This is a genomic window from Hymenobacter sp. DG25A (assembly GCF_001280305.1).
Lineage (GTDB): Bacteria > Bacteroidota > Bacteroidia > Cytophagales > Hymenobacteraceae > Hymenobacter.
Map to the genome: position 1 here is coordinate 2,709,778 of NZ_CP012623.1, position 24,189 is coordinate 2,733,966.

General features: G+C 55.9%; 12 protein-coding genes. 5 read left to right on the forward strand and 7 right to left on the reverse strand.

Annotated elements, in window-relative coordinates; genetic code table 11:
- Position 1 precedes the first annotated feature (1 nt).
- The 3 genes from AM218_RS11645 to AM218_RS11655 form a co-directional block, all read right to left on the reverse strand.
- The gene (locus AM218_RS11645) at positions 2-610 is read right to left on the reverse strand and encodes an RNA polymerase sigma factor (RefSeq protein WP_197273957.1); all 609 of its coding nucleotides are present in this window, start codon (positions 608-610) and stop codon (positions 2-4) included.
- A gap of 160 nt (positions 611-770) precedes the next feature.
- The gene (locus tag AM218_RS11650; protein WP_054414019.1) at positions 771-1,235 is read right to left on the reverse strand and encodes a MaoC family dehydratase; all 465 of its coding nucleotides are present in this window, start codon (positions 1,233-1,235) and stop codon (positions 771-773) included.
- A 289-nt stretch (positions 1,236-1,524) separates the two neighbouring features.
- Positions 1,525-8,013, reverse strand: coding sequence for a T9SS type A sorting domain-containing protein (locus AM218_RS11655; protein ID WP_197273958.1), 6,489 nt, complete (start codon positions 8,011-8,013; stop codon positions 1,525-1,527).
- 1,695 nt (positions 8,014-9,708) lie between these two features.
- Here AM218_RS11655 and nuoK point away from each other — a divergent pair.
- The 4 genes from nuoK to AM218_RS11675 all read left to right on the forward strand — a co-directional run bounded on the left by nuoK (position 9,709) and on the right by AM218_RS11675 (position 15,130).
- On the forward strand, positions 9,709-10,041 hold the full coding sequence (gene nuoK / locus AM218_RS11660; protein WP_044511864.1) for an NADH-quinone oxidoreductase subunit NuoK: 333 nt from the start codon (positions 9,709-9,711) through the stop codon (positions 10,039-10,041).
- Positions 10,042-10,129: 88 nt separating this feature from the next.
- Complete coding sequence (gene nuoL, locus AM218_RS11665) at positions 10,130-12,070, forward strand: NADH-quinone oxidoreductase subunit L (protein ID WP_054414021.1); 1,941 nt, start codon at positions 10,130-10,132, stop codon at positions 12,068-12,070.
- Between the two features lie 61 nt (positions 12,071-12,131).
- A complete protein-coding gene (locus AM218_RS11670; protein ID WP_054414022.1) occupies positions 12,132-13,601 on the forward strand; it encodes a complex I subunit 4 family protein in 1,470 nt (489 codons plus the stop codon).
- Between the two features lie 119 nt (positions 13,602-13,720).
- Positions 13,721-15,130, forward strand: a complete 1,410-nt coding sequence (locus AM218_RS11675; RefSeq protein ID WP_054414023.1) for an NADH-quinone oxidoreductase subunit N — start codon at positions 13,721-13,723, stop codon at positions 15,128-15,130.
- 102 nt (positions 15,131-15,232) lie between these two features.
- On the opposite strand, the gene AM218_RS11680 is transcribed toward AM218_RS11675, so the two are convergent.
- Both AM218_RS11680 and AM218_RS11685 read right to left on the reverse strand, forming a co-directional pair.
- Positions 15,233-16,621, reverse strand: coding sequence for an OmpA family protein (locus AM218_RS11680; RefSeq protein ID WP_054414024.1), 1,389 nt, complete (start codon positions 16,619-16,621; stop codon positions 15,233-15,235).
- Between the two features lie 137 nt (positions 16,622-16,758).
- A complete protein-coding gene (locus AM218_RS11685; RefSeq protein WP_197273959.1) occupies positions 16,759-17,553 on the reverse strand; it encodes a 3'-5' exonuclease in 795 nt (264 codons plus the stop codon).
- 323 nt (positions 17,554-17,876) lie between these two features.
- On the opposite strand from AM218_RS11685, the gene AM218_RS11690 reads away from it, so the two are divergent.
- Entirely contained in the window at positions 17,877-19,901 is a 2,025-nt protein-coding gene (locus AM218_RS11690) for a multicopper oxidase domain-containing protein (RefSeq protein ID WP_054414025.1), read from the forward strand.
- Positions 19,902-20,231: 330 nt separating this feature from the next.
- Here AM218_RS11690 and AM218_RS11695 read toward each other — a convergent pair whose 3' ends face one another.
- The gene (locus AM218_RS11695) at positions 20,232-20,882 is read right to left on the reverse strand and encodes a response regulator (RefSeq protein WP_054414026.1); all 651 of its coding nucleotides are present in this window, start codon (positions 20,880-20,882) and stop codon (positions 20,232-20,234) included.
- A gap of 96 nt (positions 20,883-20,978) precedes the next feature.
- The gene (locus AM218_RS11700) at positions 20,979-24,032 is read right to left on the reverse strand and encodes a sensor histidine kinase (protein WP_054414027.1); all 3,054 of its coding nucleotides are present in this window, start codon (positions 24,030-24,032) and stop codon (positions 20,979-20,981) included.
- Positions 24,033-24,189 lie beyond the last annotated feature (157 nt).

Genomic DNA, 24,189 nt, shown 5'->3' on the forward strand with positions numbered 1-24,189 from the left:
TTTAATCGGTAAAGAGGTCGGTGTAGAGGTCCTGCAGTTTGGTGCGGAGCTGCTGCACGGCGTAGTGCTTGCGCGAAATCAGGGTTTTGAGCTGTACGCCGGTTTCTTCCTCCATCTGCCGGAAGGTTTTGCCTTCGAACTCGTGCCACACAAATACCTGGCGTTGGGCGGGCGGCAGCTCATCCAGGGCATCCAGAATGGCTTCCATAATGGCTTCGCGGGCCAGGGCTGTTTCGGTGGAAGAGTCGGCGGCGGGCAGCACATCGGCCAGCAGCAGCGATTCTTCCGGGTCCTGGGTGGCGTGGTAGGCGGCGGCTTCTTCCAGGGAAGAGGTTTTGGGGCGGCGGTACCGGTCGATGATTTTGTTGCGGGCCACGCGGAATAGCCAGGCCGCCACCTGCTCTACAGGCTTCACCATACGGTAGCTCTGCACTAGCTCGTAGAACACGTCCTGCAGTACGTCTTCCGCATCGGCCTCATCCGGAATGCGTCGGCGGATGAACGACAGCAGCCGGCCGCGTTGCGCGCGCACGGCCTCCTGTATCTGCTGATCCTGGTGCCCGGCCGTCATGAAGGAGGCGTCGTCGATGGTGAGAGGTAGTGTTGCCATTCTGCTGATACAGACGGACAGGCGAAGAAAATACTTTATGGACGGATGCGCATTTTTTATTCGACCTCAAAAAGAAAGGCAAGGACTATACAGCCGATGCCTTTCTTTTTGATGGCTTACCAAGTCATTTTTTCAGTCGATGGTTTCTCTGCGGCTGATACTATTGAAAGTGGTACAGGAAGGTAATAACCCCGGTATAGGCAGGTTTTTTGCTGTCTTTGATTTCCAGGGTTACCTCTATGCGGGCCTTGGCAATGCCGCGCAAATCTTTTACCGAAAGCAGCTTGGCATGCAAACGCACCTCGCTGTTCACCAGCACCGCCTGATTAAAGCGCAGGCTTTCGATTTCATAGTTCACCTGCATTTTCAGGTTCTCGATAGCCACAATCTGACACCACAAATATGGCAACAACGATACAGTCAGGTACCCGTGGGCAATAGTAGCCCCAAACGGCGACTCGGTTTTGGCCCGTTCCGCGTCCAGATGTATCCACTGGTGGTCCAGGGTGGCGTCGGCGAAGCGGTTGATTTGCTCCTGCGTGATGGTATGGTAACCGGATACGCCCAGATCCTGGCCTTCGTGCTGGGCCAGCTCAGCCAGGCTGCTGATGGTAATGATACTCATTGAAAAGTTGGGGTGATTAGGTGGGCTAAGGTATGGGTTTCCCACAGCCCCGTTCGCATCAATACTCACAAAAACGTCTGGCATGCGCGGTTTAGTTGAGACGCTCGAGAGGTAGTACAGTACTATGTATCAGGCTTACGGCCAAACTTAACTTCAATGCCTGTGCAGAGAGCTTAGGCTTTTCCGCTCGTTTTAAGTGAAGGTAGGATGAGGCCTGACACGTACCTGAGCTAATGAAAAAAGGCGGCCCCAGGAGGAGCCGCCTTTTTAGGCAATAATTGGAAGTTGTTTACTCCACCACCAGTTTCTGGGTGAAGCGTCCATCGGCCGTTTGCAGCGTAACGATGTACATTCCGGCAGCCAGCTTGGCAGCGGGCTTCACCATCATGTCCTGCTGATCCAGCGTCAGGTTTACCGCTTTCTGGTACACCTCGCGGCCGAAGCCGTCGGTGATGCGCAGCGTGCCGGCGGTGCCTTTCAGGCCCTGTACCAGTACATTGAACTGGGTGCCCTGCGCCGGGTTAGGATAAGCCTGCAGTGCCGCTTTGGCAATGCCCGCCATCTTCACCACTACAACGGGGCTATACGCCGTGCGGCCGTCGTTATCCACTTGGCGCAGGCGGTAGTACGACTGCCCCTGGAACGGACGTGCATCGGTGGCAGCATACTCAAAGCGGGTAGTGCTGGTACCCTGAGCGGCCACCTGCGCTACTGCTTCAAATGCCTTACCGTTCAGGGAGCGTTCTACTACGAAGTAGGCGCTGTTGCGCTCCATGGAAGTAGCCCAGTTTACCCGTACGGTAGAGCCAACGACTTTAGCCATAAAGGCAACCAGTTCTACCGGCAGCGGGGTGTAGGAGTTGTTGAGTGGATTATCGACCAGGTTGGTAGAGGCCAGGGCAAACAGCGAGTTGTTAGTAATGCTGGTAATACCCGAGGTAACGTAACCGGCAGGAGCCGCCGGAGAGAATACACCGGCACCGCCTTCATTCGTCCAGGTACCGCCGGCCGCCGTGGCCCGCGCTACGCGCAGGTTGCTGGGCACGTTAATCTCTTCATCGTTGATGTTGGTGTTAAAGCTAAGCTGCACCGTTGGGTTGTTGATAGCTCCACTCAGCGCCGTGATGCTATAGTAGCGCACCCGCGACAGGTTGGAGATGCCGGAACCTGCTGCTACCTGGCCGGTAGCCGAAGTCTGCACCATTTCTACCTGAACTTGTGTACCCGCGGTGCTTCCACCCTGGGCCACAATAGTCACCGGACGATAGAAGTTGATGGACGTATCGCCCGGCTTGAAGTTACCTACGGGGAAGGTACGTGTAGCAAACGAGGTAGTGGGGAACGTAATGGCCAGTTTACCCAAAATGTAGGCATTCAGGCTCTCTCCCGTCACTGGTTGCGTAGCCGCATTAGTGAGGGCCAGCGTGTTGGTTCCCGTAATAATGTTACCATTTATCAGGTTGAGCACGTTGCCAATCGTCACGTTCTGTGACATAGTCAACGAACCGGTGCCCTGCTTGTAAACTGTGTAGAACGCAGTAGGCTGCGTACCACCCAGCACACGGGCTACATTACTCAGGAAACGTACCGTACCCAGGTTGGGAGTGAACGTAGCCGAGTTGGTCCAGTTGCCTTGCAGATCGGTAGTACCGGTGCCCGCGTTGAAATTACCAGCGCCCAAGTTAGCAAAGTCGCCCCCAATGGTGAGCAGGTTCGCGTTGGCGTAGTAAGCACCCGAGTTTGACACGTTGCCAGTTACCGTCAGGTTACCGTTGCCGGCCCGGAAGGTATTGGTAGTCGTCAGGTTACCGCCTACCGTAATAGCACCACTCTGGTTCTCCGCGTTAAAGGTGTTGGAGTTAGTCAGATCAGCCGTTACCTGCAGTGCACCAGCACCGGTGTTGTAAGTGCCGGTGTTAACCAATGTGCTACCTACCGCTACGCTGCCTTCATCAGAAGTCATAATACCCGCATTACTTAGGGTAGTACCAATGATAGTGTTACCACCACCCAGTGTCAGGCTTGCTCCGGTGTTATTGGCCAGTGAACCAGCAACGGTCAGGCTACCATCACCCAAGTTGACAATACCGTTGTTGGTGAAGCTCTGCGCAGCATCAAGCAGCGTGACATCAATGTTATCATTGTTGTTTACTGTATTGCCTGCCTCTATCAGCATGTAGCCGTTCAGCTGCAACGATACGTTGCCCAGCGACTTGGTTGCACCCGTACCGGAGAAAACCAGGTTGTTGTATAGGGAGCGGGGTGGCAGCGTCACAATGGAACCGGTGTATTCTACCGTGCCGCCCGTGCTGCTGGTAAAGTCAGTATAGTTACCGGCAGGGAATGTGGAGGAGTTGATTTTCAAACGTCCCTTACCAGTTACTACCCCGAAATTATTAGAGGTAAAGTTGCTGATGTTCAAAGTTCCCCCCAGGGTTAGGGAAGAAGAAATGCGGCCCACTTGTGATGTCTTAATGATATGACCTGGCAGAATCACCACCGGATTGCCAGCATTAGGAACACCAGCAGCAGTACCAGATCCATCAGCACTAAATGTCCAGGAAGTAGGTGCATCCCAATCGGCACCCAGTGTGGTAATATCAGGAGCAGCATTGCGGCTGTAATAGATACTTACAGCACCAAATTCGCTGGAGGTTGTATAGGAAGGGCTATTCGTTGCAGTAGCAGCGGTATAGTCGCCGCTCAGGTAGTTTACATTTGTCAGGGTAATGGTGTTGGTGTTTGCTGTAACCGTGTTGCTGATACCACCGTTCGGCTCCCACTTATTAATCAGGAAGCGCCCCGCTACGTAACGGCTTTCGGTTCCCGAAACCTGAGCATCATCATATACATACTGATGGGTTGCCTGCAGGCCATTGAAGCCCGTGCTGCTCACGCGCCAGTAGTACTTCAGTTCCAATGCAGCGGCATCAGTTGTAGAAGGGTGCGCTGAATTTACCGGCGCTACTGTAATGGTACCGGGAGCAGTATTGGCACTAATGGTGTACAATGCTGGCGTGTACTTACCAGCGGACCCAACCGGGAATGTAAATACCGTACTGGTGCCTGTTGCGAAAGACTTCTGTACACCCTCATCTGCCACGGAGCCATTGGTTATAATGTACTTGGCGTTGGTAGCTCCTACAATTGCTGCGCTGCTGGTGTTGTTCAGCTTTAACAAGTTAGAACCAATGCTCAGGGTGCCATTCGTAAACGTTAACACCCCATTCACCTGCTGGCCTGCCGACATCGTGACTCCCACCGTGTTATCAAGCGTAAGGTTTCCGAAAATGCCGGAGCCATTACCGCTGATATTCTGCGCAGTCGTATTCGTCAGCAGTATCTTGCCTGTTCCACTATGCACTGCTGAGTTGGCCACATTGCCCAGTACTGTAATGGTATTGCCGCCATCGGCTAGTTCACCCTTTGTCAAGGTTAGCTGGCCAGCAACACGCAGTGCGGTGTTGTTTTGTAAGGTTACTTTACCACTTGCGTAGGTGTTATTCACCACCAGATTACCAAAGTTGGTTAGGTTGCCGGTGGCGCCGGTTAACGTTTGGTTGCCAGCAGTGCCATTCAGTGTAGTGGTTTGAGTAGCAATTCCAGCGCGGTAGCCGCCCGTAGTCAGGCCGGTAGTAGCAGCAGAGTTTCCATTGCTGAAATTACCCGCTACCAAAACGTCCAACTGATTGGTATCGAAGATGGAGTTGGAGTTGCCGATTGTCAGGTTACCCTTTAGCGTCAGTGCGTTTTGCAACAGCTGAGCCGTGTTAGTGTTGGTGTTGCCATTAGCAACCTTCAGGCTAAACAGCGGTACAGTGGTATCCAACTTAAGAATGGCCGCAGTAGTAGCACCAGGGTTACCCAGTACAATTTCACCGCCAGTTACCGAGCTCGTGGCCGGGTGCAGATAAACATCAGCTGTAGCAGCAGCTCCCAAAGTTTTCAGCACGGTAAGTGTTCCACCCGTCATAGTGAAGCTGCCCGAGTTGAGCACTTCAAACATAGCCCGGCTGGTATTGAATGTTGTGCCGCTTACTACTGCTGAGCCTCCGCTCTGAGTGTAGGTAAGGGAGCCTTGCGTAGTAGTAGTAGGACGACGAATCTGACCTGCGACATTAAGCGTGCCGGCTACTACTTCAATTTCTGGTTGCGTAGCGCCCGAATATTCAATGCTGTTGCCCACGTTAATGGTGCCCAGCAAGGCACTCAGGCGACCATCCAATTGCAGGTTTGCTGCAGTAGCCAGATTAATAACTGCACCAGTGCCATTCACGGCCAGACCAGCCGTATTTCCAATGGTATATACCCCGGTATTTACTTTAATCGTGGCATTCGCCTTCGCAAAGCTAAAGGTACCATTGCTCAGCACCAGCCAGTTTTCGGTGGCATCCGGCACTGTGAGAGTACCTGCTACATCCAGCGTGAGCATGGGGGTGCGAGAAGTGCCTTTGTTTACCGTAACGGTATTGAGTGTAGTCGTTGTACCAGTACCCGTTATCTTTTGATCTGTAGCACCGGTGAAGGTTACATCGACTTTGCCAGTGGCAGCCGTTGGAGCCAGTGCAAACGTACCATTATTGATAACGCTACCGCCAATCTGCAGGGTGTTTGCCGTAGTGCCGTTGCCAATACCAAACGTGGCTCCAGTTCCTACCTGCACATTATTCCCTGCTGTTACGCTGCGCGTTGCACTACCATACAGTAGGCTTCCCTGCTGCACATCAATTCCACCGTCTATTACCAAATTGCCGTTTATACCGGCGCTCATCTGAGCTAAACCAGTAAAACCAGTCAGCGTACCTGCGCTCAGGTCTCCATAAACACGCAGGTTCTGGTTAGGCAGAGTAAGCGTACGCCCTGAACCGGAGTTCAACACCAGGTTATAATAGGAAGCTACCGAATTAGCTGGCAGCATGAAGTTCGTGCCTGTCGTGTAGTATTCTACCGTACCGCCTTGGGCCCCCAGGAAATTGGCGAAGTCACCACCGGGGAATATAGCCGTGGCAGCGGTGGTAGATATGCGTAACGTACCAGAGCCTTTCACCACCTCCTCAGGCAAGGAGCCAAAGTTGTGACCGGTAGTAGTACCTAGGTCCAGCACAGCACCCAGATCAATTTGCAGACTACCGGAGGCTGCGTTATTCTGAGCTACCGTTACGGTATAATTGTTTCCGATGAAGACTGGGTTGCCAGCGTTGGGGATTTCCGTAGTGGCTGCGCCATCATAGCCCGTCCGTGACCAGGTACCGGGAGTATGCCAGTTGCCGCTCATGCGGCTAAAGAATTTCTTGATTTCGCCGAAGGCAGTACGATAATCACCAGCGGTGTATTCACCCGTCAGATTAACGGCTGCAAAATTGATATCGATAGTGCTGGCATTTTTCACCACATCCGAGGCGAGGTTAGTGGTTTTCCACGTAACCGTGCTTGGATCATAGTAAGCTGCTACATAGAAGCTTTTATCGCCTGCTATTAGTGCGTTGGGGGCTGTATACTTATGGGATACCTTATTAGCAGCTAAGCCCGCAAAGTCATATTCAGCTACCTTCCAATAGTACTGCAGGGCTTTATTTTTATCGGTAGAGAATGGGTTTACCACGTTAACCGGGGCCACATTCACCTTACCATATTTAGCCGGAGCTGCTAACAGGCCAATAGCGGCGGGGGTGTAGTAATACACACCGCTCACTTTGGTCCCCATTGGGAATACGAAAGTATCCAGTGAGCCATACGTTTTGCGAATACCGCCATCAGACTGATTACCGGTAGTCAGAATCATACGTGTATTGGAGAATGCACCCGCACCAGCTGAAATGGCGTCCTTGCTTATCGAGGTTACATATAACCGACGCGTGCCAATATCAAAAAGGCGGTCTTGGTTAAGCGTCAGCGTACCGCTGATCGTTTGGTCAGCGGTAGCCTGAACCGTGATGTTATTAGTGGTTACCGTAGCATTGTTAAGAACCAGGTTACCAAAAATACCATTGCCATCACCGGAAACCGTCTGCAGCGAAGTTCCTGCCAGCGTAATGCTACCGGTAGTGGTGCCGCTGCTGGTATGCGTACCCGAGTTAGCGACGTCCCCCAGTACTGTCAGAACCTTACCAGCGTCGTTGAAGACGCCTTTCATCAGGGTAAGGGTATTAAGTACGCGCATGGAGCTAGTAGCCGAGCCACCCAATATGAGCGTACCATTCACCTTATTCATCAGCATCTGATACAAACCCAAGTTGGGAGCTGTGCCTATCGTACCATCTATCTGCAACGTCTGGTTATTACCACCCGTGAAGCTGGTGAGGTTATTTCCTGGAAGGTAAAGCGTCCCGGAGCCAATGGTAAAGTTTCCCTGCACCGTTACGCTTTGCCCATTAGCCTGAAGCGTTGGGGTATAGTTAGGCCCTGTCAGAGTCAGGTTGTTTAATACCACCAGAGGCTTTACAGTAACATTTTCATTGGCGGCTACCGATACAACGGTAGTAGCAAGACCAGTGGCCCGACGGGAGATATTCAGATTCCAGAACGGCGCAGTGCTGGCCAGTCGGAATTCACGCTCGTCCTGTGCAGCACCAGGCAGGATAATATTAACGGTGCCTCCGGTTACCGAGTAGTTACCTTCCTTAACGCCTACTTCAAAACCAGAGCTTACGGCGCTGCCGTTACCCTCCGCATTGTATATGTTAATAACCCCTCCACTCATGGTGAACGTTTGGGTTTCATAGGGCACCGAGAAGCGGGCAAATGCTTTCTGGTTATTCAGATTGGATGTGTTATACAATATATTCAGTATACCACCTGACATTGTAAAGCTGCCCACTGGCGTACCAGTGCGTACCGGGCTAAACTTTTCCGTATTAATAGTTCCCCCCTCTATTGTGTAGCTTCCTACATCACCAATGACAGTACCATCATTATCGATGGAGGTGAAGGAACCGCTGCTGATGCGGAAATTACCCAGGGAAATCATACCACCTTTAACGGCGGGAGGTAAGCTAACATGAGCACCGGAAATCCACACGCCTCCGGTTGCAGGAATATTGTAGCCATTGTTACCATTACCCGACGTCATCAATTGTAACGGGGAGGCACTGCTACCAATATTGCTACCTAATTTAACTGTGCCATTCAGCACACTGATTGTAGGATTATTATTTCCAGAGTTAGTTAACGTCAGTAGGTTGGCGGCATTGGCCGCCATTGTCAGCGTGTACTGCGCATTCGTTCCTTTATTAATAATTATAGAACGGAACTGGGTAGTACCATTTATAGCAAACGAGCGATTTGAAGCCCCTGAGAAGGTAATATCCGCAGAGCTACTGATCGTGCCGTTGTTGGTAACATTACTAGTGCTGCTAATGCCAGTACTTGTGGTTAGCGTCGTACCGCTGCCTATAATAGTGGTTCCACCTAGTGTCAGTGTATTCCCGCCAGCAGCTACCGTCAGGGTGCCGGTACCAGTTCGGGTGGTGGTTAATGTACCAGTTATGATGGTGTTGACGGCAAGGGAGACAGTTGTATTGGATGCCGTGCTTTTACTAATCAGTAGATTCTTATACGTTGTGATATCTGGTAAAGTAGCCGTAGGCAGGTCATAGTACTCTACTGTTAGAGTGGTAGCGTCCGCAAACGTTGTATTCGTTTTTTTAGGGAAGCTTACACTAGCAAGACGCAGTTTACCGGCACCTGTTAAGGTAGTGACGGCAGTGTTGCTAGTAAAACTAAAGGTGCGCTGATCTAATACGCCCCCGGTTTGAATGTTGATGCTATGGCCATTGGTAGTTACGTCTCCGGTTAGGTTGACCGTAAAACCATTCAAAATCACAACCGCATCAGTGGCAGCAGGAGCGCCAATAGGTGTACCCGTAAGGGTTTGCCCGGTAGGGTCCGTTGTCCAAGTCTTAGGATTGGCTCCATTATCATTCGTCCAGTTCCCGTTTGTGCCGCCTCCTACATAAGTGTAATAGGTAGCTGCATGCACCAATGTACTACTGAGAATCAGTAGCAACAGAGTAAGTAATCTTCTCATAAGCAATAGGTAAGTGAAAGTAGAAAAGTCAAAGTCAGATCAGGAGCGCAAGTTGGGGACATTCCTTTTGATAACATATACCTTGGTATAGTACAGCGCAATTAAATTATAATTTTTTCTATTTTTTATTATTTTAATCATGAATTAAATTACCATAATGCAAGTATAATTTTACATTCAGACGTAATGAGCTGACCTTACACTTTGATACTGCTGCAGGCTCCAGCGCTGTAAAAGAAAGTCACTAACTCTTTGTATCCCAGCAAAGTTCAAAATAGTGGCTTCATTAAAACCCCGCTTCTATTGGTTTATCCCGCTAATGTGCTAGTCAGGCAAAAGCAACAGGCTTACGGTATGGATTTCCCGATTTTCAGGATACCTTTGCCAGCTAATTGCCCCGCCCTGCCCAGGTAGTGCGGGGCTTCGTTCCGCCGTCAGCCTTCCCGCATGGATCAGAACATACCGCAGGTTATCCAAACGGTTCCTCTTCAGTACTACGTCTTCTTCGCTACTGCCCTGTTTTCTATCGGCGTGCTGGGCGTACTTACCCGGCGCAATGCCATTATCATCTTTATGTGCGTGGAGCTGATGCTGAACGCCGTAAACGTGCTGCTGACGGCCTTCTCGGCTTACCGCGCCGACCCCAACGGGCAGGTATTCGTGTTCTTCATTATGGCCGTGGCCGCGGCCGAAGTGGCTGTGGGGCTGGCTATTATTGTAATGATTTACCGGAACCTGCAGAATACTGACGTAAATCTGCTTAACCGCCTGAAGTTCTGATTTCGCTTCTGCTCTGCCCAGCAGCCGGAAGCTCTCCTAAGGCTCCCTACGCTGCTCCGCAGGACTGAAACAATTCTGCATCTCTCTTATGCAAGAAACTGTTATACCCGCTGCCGGCGCCCCGTACTCTGCTTTGCTGTACGTACTCATTCCGCTGTTGCCGTTCCTGGGCTTCTTGATTAACGGCCTGCTCAACCGCCGGCTCTCCGGCACCGTGGCCGGCCTCATTGGCAGCGCCACCGTACTGGGCTCCTTTGCCATTTCGGTGTTTCTGTTCCTGAATTTTCAGTATCAGTACACCGTCACGCTGTTCGACTGGATTTCCGTCGGCTCCCTGCAGATTCCCTTCTCCTACCAGATTGACCAGCTCAGCCTGATTATGCTGCTGCTGGTAACGGGCGTGGGCTTCCTGATTCACGTGTACAGCATTGGCTACATGCACCACGATGAGAACGTGGGCAAGTTCTTCTCCTTCCTGAACCTGTTCGTTTTCTCGATGCTGGTGCTGGTGCTGGGGGCCAACTTCGTGATTCTGTTTATCGGCTGGGAAGGCGTGGGGCTGTGCTCCTACCTGCTTATCGGCTTCTGGAACAAGAACACCAGCTACAACAACGCCGCCAAGAAAGCCTTCATCATCAACCGCATCGGTGACCTGGGCTTCCTGCTCGGTATCTTCCTGATTTACCTCACCTTCGACTCGGTGCAATACGCCGAGGTATTTCAGAAGGCCAGCACCCTGCAGATTGGCACCATGACCGTGACGGCCATTACACTGCTGCTGTTCGTGGGGGCCGCCGGTAAATCGGCCCAGCTGCCGCTCTACACCTGGCTGCCCGATGCTATGGCTGGCCCCACTCCGGTTTCGGCCCTGATTCACGCTGCCACCATGGTTACGGCAGGTATCTACATGATTCTGCGTGCCAACGTGCTCTTCACGTTGGCTCCCCATACGCTGGAAGTTATTGCCATTATTGGGGTGGCCACGGCGCTGTTTGCCGCTACTATTGGTCTGGCTCAGAATGATATTAAGAAGGTACTGGCCTACTCCACCGTGTCGCAGCTGGGCTACATGTTCCTGGCGCTGGGCGTTATGGGCTACAGCACCAGCCTTTTCCACGTGTTGACCCACGCCTTCTTCAAGGCGCTGATGTTCCTGGGCGCGGGCTCCGTGATTCACGCCATGAGCAATGAGCAGGACATGCGCCGCATGGGTGGCCTGCGCAAGGCGCTGCCCATCACCTTCATTACCTTCCTGATTGGCTGCCTGGCCATTGCCGGTATCCCACCCTTCGCGGGCTTCTTCTCGAAAGATGAAGTCCTGCTGCACGTGTACGAGCACAACAAAGTGCTGTACGCCGTGGGCCTGTTCACCGCCTTCCTGACGGCCTTCTACATGTTCCGTCTGCTGTTCCTTACCTTCTTCGGCGAGTTCCGGGGCACCGAGGAGCAGAAGCACCACCTGCACGAGTCGCCGGCCAGCATGACGCTGCCGCTCATTATCCTAGCTATTCTGGCCGCCGTGGGTGGTTTCATGGGTGCTCCCATGATTTTAGGCAAGCATTATCTCGCCGATTATCTGGCTCCCCTCTTCACTTACTCGCAGAAGCTAAACCCGGCCGCTTTCGGCGCCGAGGTTGACCATGCTACCGAGTACATGCTCATCGGCCTCTCCGTGGGTGCGGGCGTGCTGGGTATCCTGCTGGCCTACGTGCAGTACGTGAGCCGCGGTGTGCGCCCGGTGGAAGATGGCGAGTCGCGCGGCTTCCTCGAAAACTTGATTTATCACAAGTACTACATCGACGAGCTGTACAACGCTCTGTTCGTGCGCCCCATCATGTGGCTCTCGCGCGGCCTGTACCGCTTCGTGGAACAAGGCATCATCGACCCGGTGGTAAACGGCTTCGGCCGCGTGACTATGGGCGGCGGACAGCTGCTACGCTACGTGCAAACCGGCTCCGTGGAAACCTACCTCATCCTGATGGTGGTGGGTATCGTGCTGGTGCTGGCGCTGAACTTCGTGAAATTCTAATTCTATTCTGACGGCCGGGCCGGGCATTTTTCCACCGGCTTCTTCCGCATCCAGATTACGTATGCTGACTGTCTTACTCCTACTCTGGCCCCTGGCGGCCGCCCTGCTGCTGCACTTTTTCAAAGGCAGAGCTGCCCGGGTGGCGGCGCTGGGCGCGGCCCTGATTGAATTTGTTCTGGCAGCGTATGCGGCCGTGCTCTTCAGTAATAACAACACCAGTCAGCTCTCCTTCAACCACGACTGGATTGTCTCCGCGGGCATCAACTTCCACGTGGGTATGGATGGCCTGAGCCTCCTGCTGGTACTGCTGACAGCTTTCCTGGTGCCAATTATTCTGCTGGCTTCCTTCCGCCGCAACTTCGAGAATGAGTCGGTGTTTTATGCGCTGGTGCTGTTCATGCAGACCGGCCTGATTGGCGTATTCACGGCCCAGGATGCTTTCCTGTTCTACTTCTTCTGGGAAGTAGCCCTGATTCCGATTTACTTCCTGGCCGGGGTTTGGGGCGGTGTCAACCGGGCCCGCGTCACCTTCAAGTTCTTCCTCTACACCATCGTCGGCTCGCTGTTTATGCTGGCGGGCTTCGTGTACCTGTATTTCCAGACCGGCCCCGCCGCCAACGGTCTTGCGGCGCACAACTCAGAGCTAGCCTCGTTCTATAACCTGAACCTGCCGGCCGAAACCCAGTCCTGGCTGTTCTGGCTCATTTTTGCGGCCTTCGCCGTGAAGATGCCCATCTTCCCCTTCCACACCTGGCAGCCCGATACCTACACCGAAGCGCCCGCTCCGGCTACCATGCTGCTCTCGGGCATCATGCTGAAAATGGGTATTTATGGTACCATGCGCTGGCTGCTGCCGGTAGTGCCCATGGGTGTAAGCCAGTGGCAGAATCTGGTTTTGATTCTCTCCATCATCGGCATCATCTACGGCGCTATCATTGCCATTCGCCAGCAGGACATGAAGCGTCTGATTGCCTATTCGTCTCTCTCGCACGTGGGACTGATGGCGGCCGGCGTATTCTCGCTCACGCAGATCGGCATGCAGGGTGCCAGCATTCAGATGCTGGCCCACGGTGTGAACGTGGTGGGCATGTTCTTCATTGCCGATGCCATTGAGCGCCGCACCGGTACCCGCCTGATTCCCGACCTCGGTGGTCTGACGCGGCAGGCACCCGTACTCACGGTTTGCTTCCTGGTGCTGCTGCTGGGCACGGTAGCTTTGCCACTCACCAACGGCTTCGTGGGTGAGTTCCTGCTGCTGGCCGGCGTGTACCAGTACAACGCCTGGATGGGTGCTGTAGCCGGTGTTACCATCATTCTGGGTGCCGTGTACCTGCTGCGTATGTTCCAGCGCGTAATGCTGGGCCCCGACTCCGCCCACACCGCTACCTTCACCGACCTGACCGGCGCTGAGCTGGCCTTGCTGGTACCACTCATTGTACTGGTTTTCTGGATTGGCCTGTTCCCGAACACGTTCCTGCACCTGTCGGAAGGCAGTGTACTGGGCATTCTGAACGAGGTAGTAAAACGCTAATTGGCTTGTAGCGCGAAGCTCCAGCTTCGCGCCTCCTACGCACCGTCATAACGAGTATCGTTCGACGAATTCGTTCAACGATACGCGAAGCTGGAGCTTCGCGCTACAATCAGCCGACTATGAATTCCATCATTCTACTTTCCGTTCTGGGCCTCGCGAATCTGTTCCTCGGGTTCCTGCGCTCTAACCGGCTCCTGCTACCTGCCGCCATGCTCATGCTAGCGGTGGTGTTTGGGGTCAACCTTATCGACTGGAACACCGGCACCCAATCGTTCTTCAGCGGCATGCTGGTCGTCGACAATTTCTCGGTGGCTTTCACTGGTATTGTCGTGCTCACGGCGCTGCTGCTGATACCCTTCTCCCAGAAATACGTGCGCGACGGCGAAGCCAACCTGGCGGAGTACTACTCGTTGCTGCTGTTCTCGCTGGTGGGCGCCATTATGATGGTGAGCTACAACCACCTGCTCATGCTGTTCCTGGGCATCGAAATCCTGAGCGTAGCCATGTACGTGCTGGCCGGCTCCGATAAGCGCAATCTGCGCTCCAACGAAGCCGCCCTGAAGTATTTCCTGATGGGTGCATTCTTCACCGGCGTGCTGCTCTTTGGTATGGCGCTGGTGTATGGTGCTACCGGCACGTTTGAGCTGGCGAAAATCAGCGCGGCGGTGCAGGCCCCTACCAATGCTTCGCTCACACCCATGCTGTACATCGGCATGCTGCTGATGCTGATTGGTATTGGCTTTAAAGTATCGGCGGCGCCGTTCCACTTCTGGACGCCCGATGTGTATGAGGGTACGCCTACCTTCTTTGCCGCCTTTATGAGCACAGTGGTGAAAACTGCCGGCTTTGCGGCTTTCCTAAAGCTGCTGGTGCAGGCTTTCCCCGCGGCCGCGGCCCAGGGTTTGTGGCTGCCTACCCTTACCGCCATGTGCGTGCTTACGCTGCTTATCGGTAACGTAGGCGCGGTGGCCCAAAACAGCGTAAAGCGCATGCTGGCCTACTCCAGCGTATCGCACGCCGGCTATCTGCTGATTGGTCTGGTGGCTTTCAACGGGCAGCTGCAGGGTGCTTCCGCCAACGGTATTTTCTTCTATTCGCTGGCTTACTCGGTAGCTACGGTGGCCGCCTTCGGGGTGCTGAAACTGGTGGCCGATGCCCGCCAGCGCGAGGACTACAACGGCCTGAACGGCCTGGCCAAAACCAATCCGCTGCTGGCGTTTGTGATGACGGTAGCCATGCTTTCCCTGGCCGGTATTCCGCTCACGGGTGGCTTCTTTGGTAAGTTCTTCATTTTCTCGGCGGCCGTGGAGAATGGCTATATCTGGCTGGTGGTGTTTGCCGTGGTTATGTCGATGGTAAGCATTTACTACTACCTGCGTCCCATTATTGCCATGTACATGCGCGATACGGACGCCGATACTGCTGAACCCGTTTTTGTGGGAGGCTTCCAGTCTGCGGCCCTTCTGCTGCTGGCGTTGCTGACGGTGGTACTGGGTGTGCTGCCCGGCTTGGTAAGCGGTATTTTGTAGATCAAGTCCAGGCTGATACCACATAATAAAAGAGCGGCCTATCGGGGCCGCTCTTTTATTATGTGGTAAGTACGTTTTTAGAACTTGTCAGAAAAGCCGACACTACTTTTTGGTCACGCGCACATCTACGCGGCGGTTCTGGGCGCGGCCTTCGGGGGTATCATTGGAGGCAATGGGATGCTCCTGCCCATAGCCCTCCGCCGCTACACGGCCGGCATCAATACCATTATTCATCAGGGCTTTGCGGGCCGCATTGGCGCGGTCGGCGCTAAGCGTCAGGTTCATGTCAGCCTTGCCTATGTTATCGGTGTAGCCACCGAACTTGATGGCCGCATTGGGGAAGGCCTTCAGAATGGCCGCCATGTTCTTCAACTGCGCCTGCGACTCGGCCGTGAGCGTAGACTTACCGGTGTTGAAATACACCCGATCCAGGCTGAACCAGCCCTGGGTCTTGTCGTCGCTCACCGTCATGTTGGCGTCGTTGAGGAAGTTGTACAGGCGGGCTTCCGTGGAGTTGGCTCCTACATTGAGCACGGTGCCATCCGCAAGCCTTATTTCCGAAGTAGAGCCGGTATCATAGATGTAGTTGCCGGTGGCCTCATCGTAGCGCCCTGTGGGACCAGTAACAGGTGCGGCCGGAGCCATCCGGCTGGTGGTATCCATCGGGGTTTCCGTGGTCGTAGTGGTGGTGTCCGGCTCCCGGTTGCAGCCCCGCATGAAGTACCAGAGCGCGGCCAGGGCCAGCAGGGCCAATAGCAGCCACGGCCAGCGGGCAGGGGTGGCCGTCCGCTCCGGCACGTAAGCGGCATCCCGGTTGGTATCAGATGGATTGCGGGCAGCCGTCGACATGGTACTGCCCACATTGCGCGCCGCACCGGCCGCGGCATTGCCCACGCTGGCGGCAGCTCCGGCAGCGCCCAGGCTCAGGCCGGCCAGCATATTGCCTAAACCACCCGGCAGGCGGCTTAAAGCGCCGGCCAGACTACTGTGCTGGCTATTGATATAGGTGCCAAAGCCGGCTTCATCCAGATTATTCTGCGCCGCGTGGCGGCCCATCAGTCCCAGCCCTACCGGCACAGCCATACTTAACAGGCTATTAATAGAAGAGCTTTTTACGCCGGCCTGCTGCCCTACCTGCTCTACTGCGGTGGTATAGTTAGTGCCCAATATGGAGCGCAGAAGCTCGGCACCGCGGTTTAGCAGGCCGCCATCCGCATCTGCCGTGGCGGTGCTGCCCCGGCTCATGCCGCCCAGCAAGTCGCCCAGGTTACCTAGAATGCCGGTGCTGTGGGCCTGGCGGGCCATACCATATACATCGGCCATGCCGCCAGGCTGCTGGGAGCGGCCAAACAGGGCCGCCAGGGCCAGGGGGATAACGCTGCGCAGGGCAGTACCAATACTACTTTCACTTTCGCCCAGCGCAGTGCTGGTTTGGTGCACCGTGTCGCTGCTGAAGTAATTTTCAACAAGCTCCAGTAAGTTCTGGCTCATAGCAGGGAGGGTTTAGAGTTAGGAATCCCCCTGCTTACGTAGCACCATAATCAAATGACTATATATAAGACTAAATTCTCATGTTTATATCCAAATTTTAATCTTCATTTGGTCATAAAATCATAACCGGCCATGACTCAGACGCGGCGCATAACTGCCGCTGCCTCATCGGCATACACAATAGCCTCGTCACTGAAGGGCTCTTCGCCCCGGAATTTCTGCAGCACGCGGGCCGTGGTGATTATATCCTTCTGGCAGTAGTGCACGATGCGCGGCAGATCCTTCTCGTTATAATAAACCCGGGCTACATCGGCCCCGCTGATATCGTCTTTGGGCGTGGGAATACCGAACATGGCGGCTAGTAGCGCCAGGGAGGTAAAGGATTTCCGGTCACCAAACTTCCACAGCTCCATGGTATCAAGGTGGTTGATTTCCCAAGGCTTTTTGCCGGCCACATCCAGCTGCGGCGGCAGTTGCAGACCGTTGATGAGCAGGCGGCGGCCCAGGTAGGGAAAGTCGAATTCCTTTCCGTTGTGGGCACAGAGCAGGTAGTTGGGCTTGCGGGCCAGCAGGGCGGCAAACTCCCGCATCATGGTTTTCTCGTCGTGGTCGGCGAAGCTTTTCACCCGGAAGCGCCACCGCTCTTCCTCCTTATCAAAGAAGAAGCAGCCCACGGAAATGCACACCACTTTCCCAAACTCGGCGTAAATCCCGGCCTGCTCAAACAAAGAAGACGGGTGCAGGTGGTCGGGCATTTCCGTGACGTCGGCGGCGCTGGAGTGCCAGCCTTTTTCCCGGCGCAGGGCATGGCATTTATGCTCCCACAATAGCCGCAGCATGTCATTCAGCTCATCGTGGCAACCCACGCAGGGCACCGTTTCAATATCCAGAACGAAGAGCTGATCAAGGGAAACTTTGTGCAGAATCTGCATAACGGGCACGGCTAACGGTATTCGGATTCCGAAGATACTTTTTTTAGCAAGCTGCACGCTAAAAATTCTGCCGCGGCCCGCCTGCCCACCAGCGCCCGTTTCCAGAAGCACACGGCTACTGCCTCAGGCGCGGCCAGGCAGCCAGGCAGCGCTAGCCATGGCTCCGGGCCATGCGGCCCACCCCAACCAGCCTTTGCCATGATTTATATCATTTACTATATACTATTTATTATATATTTTAAATATACTCTCCCTAACCGCACAGGAGATTCCTGTAATTAACTGATGACGTGATATGTACAAAATTTAATCAGGTATTAAAAATGCAACCGCTACATCATCAACCTATTCGCCGGGGCCTGTTACTTCTGCTGGCCTATCTGCTATTGGGCGCGGCGGGGCAGGCACAACCCCTCCTTTCCCCGGCCGCGGTGCCAAAATTTGTTAACCCGCTGCCCATTCCTACCGTCATTAATGCAACCGGCCCGAGGGATGGGGTTGTGACTATGACCATTTCGCAGTTTCAGCAGGACCTAGGCCTGGGCCTGAAGGATGACAACGGCCAGCCCATCCGGACTACCGTATGGGGCTATAACCACCAGTATCCCGGCCCCACCCTGCTGGCCAAAAAAGGCCAGCCCATCCGGGTAAGGTGGCTCAACCGGCTGGTAAAGGCCAACGGAGAGCCGCTGCCCCACTTACTACCCATCGATAAATCCATTGAGTGGGCCGCGCCGCCTACGCCGGGCGTACCCATTGTGACGCACCTGCACGGCGGCCACACCGAATCAGTCAGCGACGGCCTCTCCCAGGCCTGGTACACGCCTTATGCCCGCAGCAAAGGCCCCATTTACCGGAAGGGTGAGCAGATACCGTATACCTATGATAACAGCCAGGAGGCGGCCACCCTGTGGTACCACGACCACGCCCAGGGCCTCACCCGCCTGAACGTGTATGCGGGCCTGGCCGGCTTCTATCTGCTGACCGATGAGGTGGAACAAGGGCTGCAAAAAAGCAACCAGCTGCCGGCTAGCCCCTATGATATCGGCCTGGCTATTCAGGACCGGCTGTTTACCGCGGATGGGCAGCTGTTTTATCCATCGGAGCCGGAGGAGCCCGGGCAACCCGCGCCCAGCGTCCTGCCCGAGTTTTTTGGGGATATTATTCTGGTAAACGGTAAAGCCTGGCCCCTTCTGAAAGTGGAACCCCGGCAGTACCGCTTCCGGCTGCTGAACGGCTCCGACTCCCGCTTCTATAATATGCAGCTGACGCAGGGCCTGAAGATGTGGCAAATCGGCTCCGACAATGGCCTGCTGCCGAAACCCGTGGAGCAGAGCGAGCTGCTGCTGGCCCCCGGCGAGCGGAAGGAAGTTATCCTGGATTTCTCCGCGGCCGCCTTGCGGGGCCAGACCATCATCATCACCAACAATGCCGCCATACCTTTCCCGGACGGCGACCCGGTAGATGCGGATGATGCCCCGGCGCAGATTATGGCGTTTAAGGTTTGTGTGCCCCTGAACACGGCCTATCCGCTCACGCCCGTGCCGGCATCCCTGCGCAGCCCGCTGCCCGGCATTCCCACCGCTACGAATGTCAGAAAGCTGATTCTGTTTGAGGGCGAAGATGAATATGGTCGCCTCAAACCCATGCTGGGCACCATGGAGGGCGGGGTTATGGAATTCGATGACCCGATTACGGAAAACCCGGCCCTGAACAGCACAGAAATCTGGGAGATTTATAACCTGACGGAAGATGCCCACCCCATTCATTTGCACCTGGTGTCATTCCGGGTGCTCAGCTCCCAGGCATTTACGGGCACCATCAATCCGGAAAACGGCGCCCTCTCTCAGGTGCAGCTGCAAGGGCCGCTGAAGCTGCCGGAAAGCGGGCAGGCCGGCAAAAAGGACACCTACCCCATACGCCCCGGCGAGGTTACCCGCCTGGTGGCCACCTTTGACAGACCCGGGCTATACGCCTGGCACTGCCATATTCTCTCCCACGAAGACCATGATATGATGCGCTCCTTCTTTGTGGGCGCTATGCCGGGCGAACCCCAGGTTGGCCAACCGTCGCACCCGGGCTTTAATTGGAATGTAGTCTTCAGCTTTTTCCCCAATCCTTTCTCCACATCCGCCATCCTGCACTTGAATGTAGCGGAACCCTCCTCCGTGGCCGTTCGCCTCTTTGCCCTGGGGGGCCGCCTGGTGCGGGAGGTGCCCGCCCGCCAGCTACCGGCCGGCCAGCATGAGCTGGAGCTTAACGGTGCCGGGCTGGACAATGGCCTGTATGTGTGCGAGCTGAAAATAAACGACCAGCTCTACCATAGCCGGCTGGTGCTGGCCCGGTAACCGCCTCCATCTGATAACACAGAAACGCCCGGCTCAAGATACTCGTCCTGAGCCGGGCGTACGGGTGGAGTGCCCACCGGTACCGGGGTCACTTCAAGCAAAAGGCGGCCGGGCAGCTAGGCCAGGGCAGGCTTATGCAGCATCCACAAGCCTAGTAACATGATGGCAATGGTACTAGACGCGGACGAAGTGGCTGGTTTCATAGGCAAGTCCACCGGCTCCGGAACCCTCCGTTACGACCCGGATTTGCCGGAGCCAGTGGTAAGGGTAAGTTGAGCTTCTTTATTGGCTTTGTCAATCACATGAACATGTGATACGCTGCTCCCCTGTTTAGGTCAGGCCCTGGCGGAGCGCCTTGCTTACGGCCTCCGTCATGGAGCGTACGTGCAGCTTTTCGTAGATTTTCTTGATGTGCGAGCGGACAGTATCCAGGCTGATGCCGCGGTCGGCGGCAATCATTTTGTAGCTGTAGCCTTCCACCAGCAACCCCAGAATCTCCTGCTCCCGGGCGCTCAGGTTGGCCGGCGACTCCTCGGCCACGGCGCGGGGCAGCACGCGCGGAAACAGCTTGAGCACCTGCCGGGCAATGGCAGGCGTCATGGGCGCCCCGCCGGCCCTTACCTCGCCAATGGCTTCCAGAAGTTTGGCCGGCGGCGTTTTCTTCAGCAAATACCCATCGGCTCCGGCACAGATGGCATCGAATACTCGGTCGTTTTCATCGAATACGGTGAGCATCACCACATTTACCTGAGGGGTAGTGGCTTTAATGCGGCGCAGCCCTTCAATGCCCGTAATGCCGGGCATGTCAATATCCATCAGCACCACATCCGGCAGCAGGCGGGCCATATCGGCCTCGGCCTGGGTGCAGTTGCTCAGGGCTCCGGCCAGTTCCAGCCCCGGCGAGCCCCCCAACAGCTGACTCAGGCTGGCGCGCAGGTCGGCGTTGTCTTCATAAATCAGAACGCGGGTGGGCTTATCCATGGCAAAGAGGAAAGTAAGTGCGGACAGAGATTTTATCGAAGATACTGGATCGGCCGCCGGGGCGGTTTCACATAATAATGTGAGCTACCGGCCGGTTTAGCTGCTTAAGGGCACGCTCAGCCGCAGCTCGGTGCCTTGGCCGGGGGCCGTTTTAATTTCAAGTTTGCCGTGGAGCGCCGCCGCGCGGGCCCGCATATTGGCCAGGCCGTTGCCGCTGCCCTGGGCCGGCGCTTTCATATCAAACCCTACGCCGTCGTCGCGCACGGTCAGGAGCAGGCGGTTGTGCTGGTGGTCGAGGTGAATGGTAGCGTGCTGGCACCGGGCATACTTAGCCAGGTTGTTGATGGCTTCTTTAAAGAGCAGATAAAACTCCCGGCGGGCCCGCATCTGCAGGCGCAGGCCCTGCACCTCGGGCGTTACGGTAAAGGAGAAGTCGATGCCCCGGGCTTCCAGCACCTCGGAGGCAAAAATGCGCATGCGGGTGGTCACGGCCTCCATAGAGTCGTGGGCCGGGTTGATGGCCCACACAATGTCATCCATGGAATCCAGCATCCGGCGCGAGCTTTCCCCAATTTGGTCCAGCAGGGCGGCTGCCTGGTCCGGGCGGTTTTCATGCTGATGGTTGCGGGCCAGCTGGCTTAAAATGGAAATGCTGCTGAGCGTGGAGCCCATGTCATCGTGCAGGTCGCGGGCAATGTGGTGGCGCACCCGCTCCAGAGCCAGCAGCTGCCGCACCCGCACCCGGTACAAAAGAAACAGCAAGGCAATAGCCGCCCAGCTGGCTACCACCCGAAACCACCACGTCTGGTACCACGGGGGCGTAACCATGATTTTCAGCCGGGCCCCCTGCTGGTTCCAGACGCCATCATTATTGGCCGCGCGCACCTGAAAGGTGTAGGTGCCGGGGTCCAGGTTGGTGTAGGTAGCCTCCTGGCGGGCGCCGGCCTCAATCCACTTCTCATCAAAGCCGTGCAGCTTATACTGGAAGCTGTTTTTTGTGGGCAGCTGATAGTTTAAGGCCGCAAACCCGATGGAGAAGAAGTTATCGTGCGGGCCCAGGCGCAGGGTGCGCCGCTCGGTAATGCTGGTATCCAGAGGTACGGGCCGGTTGAATTTCCGAAACTCGGTGAGCACTACCGGCGGGGCTACCGTATTGGCCGGCACCGTAGCGGGCCGGAAGCTGAGCAGCCCATTGCTGCCCCCAAAATACAGTTGCCCATCGGCGCCCCGCAGGTAGGAGCCGGCGTTGAACTCATCCTGCAGCAGGCCGTCGCGGGTATCAAAGGTGCGGAAGCGTTGCGTGGCGGGGGTAAAGCAGGCTATGCCCAGGTTGGTAGAAACCCAGATGTTGCCGCGCTCATCTTCCAGCATGCCATACACCACGTCATTGGGCAGGCCCTGGGGCTCCCGGAAGGTGGTGAACAGGCCGCGCCGGGCGTCATCCAGCCGGTTGAGGCCGCCGCCTTCGGTTCCTACCCACAGGGTGCCTTTGCGGTCCTGGAGAATGCACCGCACAAAGTTGCTGCTCAGGCTGCGGGTTTTCCCGGGAATGTTGCGGTAGGGCACGCACCGGCCGGTGGCGGCATCCAGCAGCACCAGTCCGCCGCCCCCAGTGCCTACCCACAGGCGCTGCTGGCGGTCCTGGTACGCCAGGCGCACGTAGTTGGTACCCAGGCTGGTGGCAGGCTGCTGGGGGTTGTCGCGGAATATGGTGCAGTTGCCGGTGGTGGGGTCCAGCAGGTTCAGACCGCCTTCCGTACTCACCCAGAGCCGGCCCCCACTGGCGCGGCTGATGGCCCGCACCGCATTATCGCTCAGGCTATGCGGGTTGGCGGGCTGATGGCGGAAGTGGGTGATTTTACCGGTGGTGGGGTTCAGACAGTCGAGGCCGCTGCGCTGGGTGCCTATCCACAGACGCCCTTCGGCATCAAAGCACAGCGCCCGCACAAAATCCTCACTCAGGCTTTGCGGCTGCCGGGCTTTGTGCCGGTAAGCCTGCCGCTGCCCGGTGGCCGGATCATAGCAGATAACCCCCTGATTTTCAGTAGCAGCCCAGAGGCGACGCCGGGCATCTTCGGCTACCGCCCAAACGGGCTCGGGCCCCGTAGTAATGGGCACGGGCACAAAGGCGTTGGGCCGGGGCGCAAACGAGCTGACGCCGGCATCGGTACCCACCCAAAGCAGCCCGTTCCGGTCCTGAAACAGTGCCTGCACCGTATTATTGGGCAGCGAGAAGTTATTGCCGGGGCGCTGCTGATAGACGGTAAAATCGTTAGTTGCCCGATTCAGCAGATGCAGACCTTCGGTGGTACCCACCCACAGGCGGCCCTGCCGGTCTTCAATCAGAGCCCGCACCTCATTGCTGCGAAGGCTGCGGGGGTTGCCGGCTTCCACCCGCCAGGTGCTCATGGGCTGGTTGCCGGTGAGCGAAACCCGGCGCAGGCCGTTGGTTTCAGTACCAATCCAGAGCATGCCGGCCCGGTCGGGGTGCAGGGAGGTGACGGAGGAAGCCGAAGACCATGCCGGGTGCACCGCTAACTGCTGCCTTTGCATATCCAGGTGGGCCACCTGGCCGGCCCCGGTGCCTACCCAGATCCGGCCCTGCGCATCCTGCTCAATAGCCCGGATAGAGTTAATACGCGGGTTAGTAGAAGTGCTGCCCGGTTGCTTAAACAGCTGAAAACGGCCGGTTTTGGGGTTGTAGCGATGCAGGCCGCCTTCGGTGCCGGCCCATATCGTGCCGGCCTGGTCGCAGAAAACGGTGCGCACAAAGTCGTCCGTCAGGGTGCCGGGCTGGCCTTCCTGGTGCTTGAACACCCGGAATTTGCCGGTTACGGGGTCGAAGCGGTTGAGGCCGCCCCCGCCGGTGCCAATCCACAGGGCACCCTGCGCATCCACGGTCAGCGCCAGAATGAAGTTGCTGCTCAGGCTGCCAATCTGTTGCGGGTCGTTGCGGAAGACTTTGAAGGTGCTGCCATCGTATCGGTTCAGGCCATCCTGCGTGCCCAGCCATAGAAAGCCGCGCCGGTCCTGGGCCATGCTGTACACGCTGTTTTCCGACAGGCCCTGCTCGGCCGTAAGCGTGCGGAACGTGAGGGGCATGGCGGGTTGGGCAGTGGCAATACCCGCCAACAGGACCAGAAAAGACAAAAAGAGAACAGGTAGAAAGCTACGGTTCATGCAGATTTGGCAAACCTGCCCCCAGTGCCGGCCAGGCTTGCCAAAGCTAGCAAAATAGGCGACTAGCGCTACTCCTGCTCCCCAAGGGTTTTCCTATTCTGCTATCAGGCCAACTTGCCTGCTTAGT

Coding starts and splice junctions, on each gene's coding strand:
- AM218_RS11690 (WP_054414025.1), top strand. CDS start 17,877: ATGCAACCGCTACATCATCAACCTATTCGCCGGGGCCTGTTACTTCTG.
- AM218_RS11680 (WP_054414024.1), bottom strand. CDS start 16,621: ATGAGCCAGAACTTACTGGAGCTTGTTGAAAATTACTTCAGCAGCGAC.
- AM218_RS11645 (WP_197273957.1), bottom strand. CDS start 610: ATGGCAACACTACCTCTCACCATCGACGACGCCTCCTTCATGACGGCC.
- nuoL (WP_054414021.1), top strand. CDS start 10,130: ATGCAAGAAACTGTTATACCCGCTGCCGGCGCCCCGTACTCTGCTTTG.
- AM218_RS11675 (WP_054414023.1), top strand. CDS start 13,721: ATGAATTCCATCATTCTACTTTCCGTTCTGGGCCTCGCGAATCTGTTC.
- AM218_RS11650 (WP_054414019.1), bottom strand. CDS start 1,235: ATGAGTATCATTACCATCAGCAGCCTGGCTGAGCTGGCCCAGCACGAA.
- AM218_RS11670 (WP_054414022.1), top strand. CDS start 12,132: ATGCTGACTGTCTTACTCCTACTCTGGCCCCTGGCGGCCGCCCTGCTG.
- nuoK (WP_044511864.1), top strand. CDS start 9,709: ATGGATCAGAACATACCGCAGGTTATCCAAACGGTTCCTCTTCAGTAC.
- AM218_RS11685 (WP_197273959.1), bottom strand. CDS start 17,553: ATGCAGATTCTGCACAAAGTTTCCCTTGATCAGCTCTTCGTTCTGGAT.
- AM218_RS11695 (WP_054414026.1), bottom strand. CDS start 20,882: ATGGATAAGCCCACCCGCGTTCTGATTTATGAAGACAACGCCGACCTG.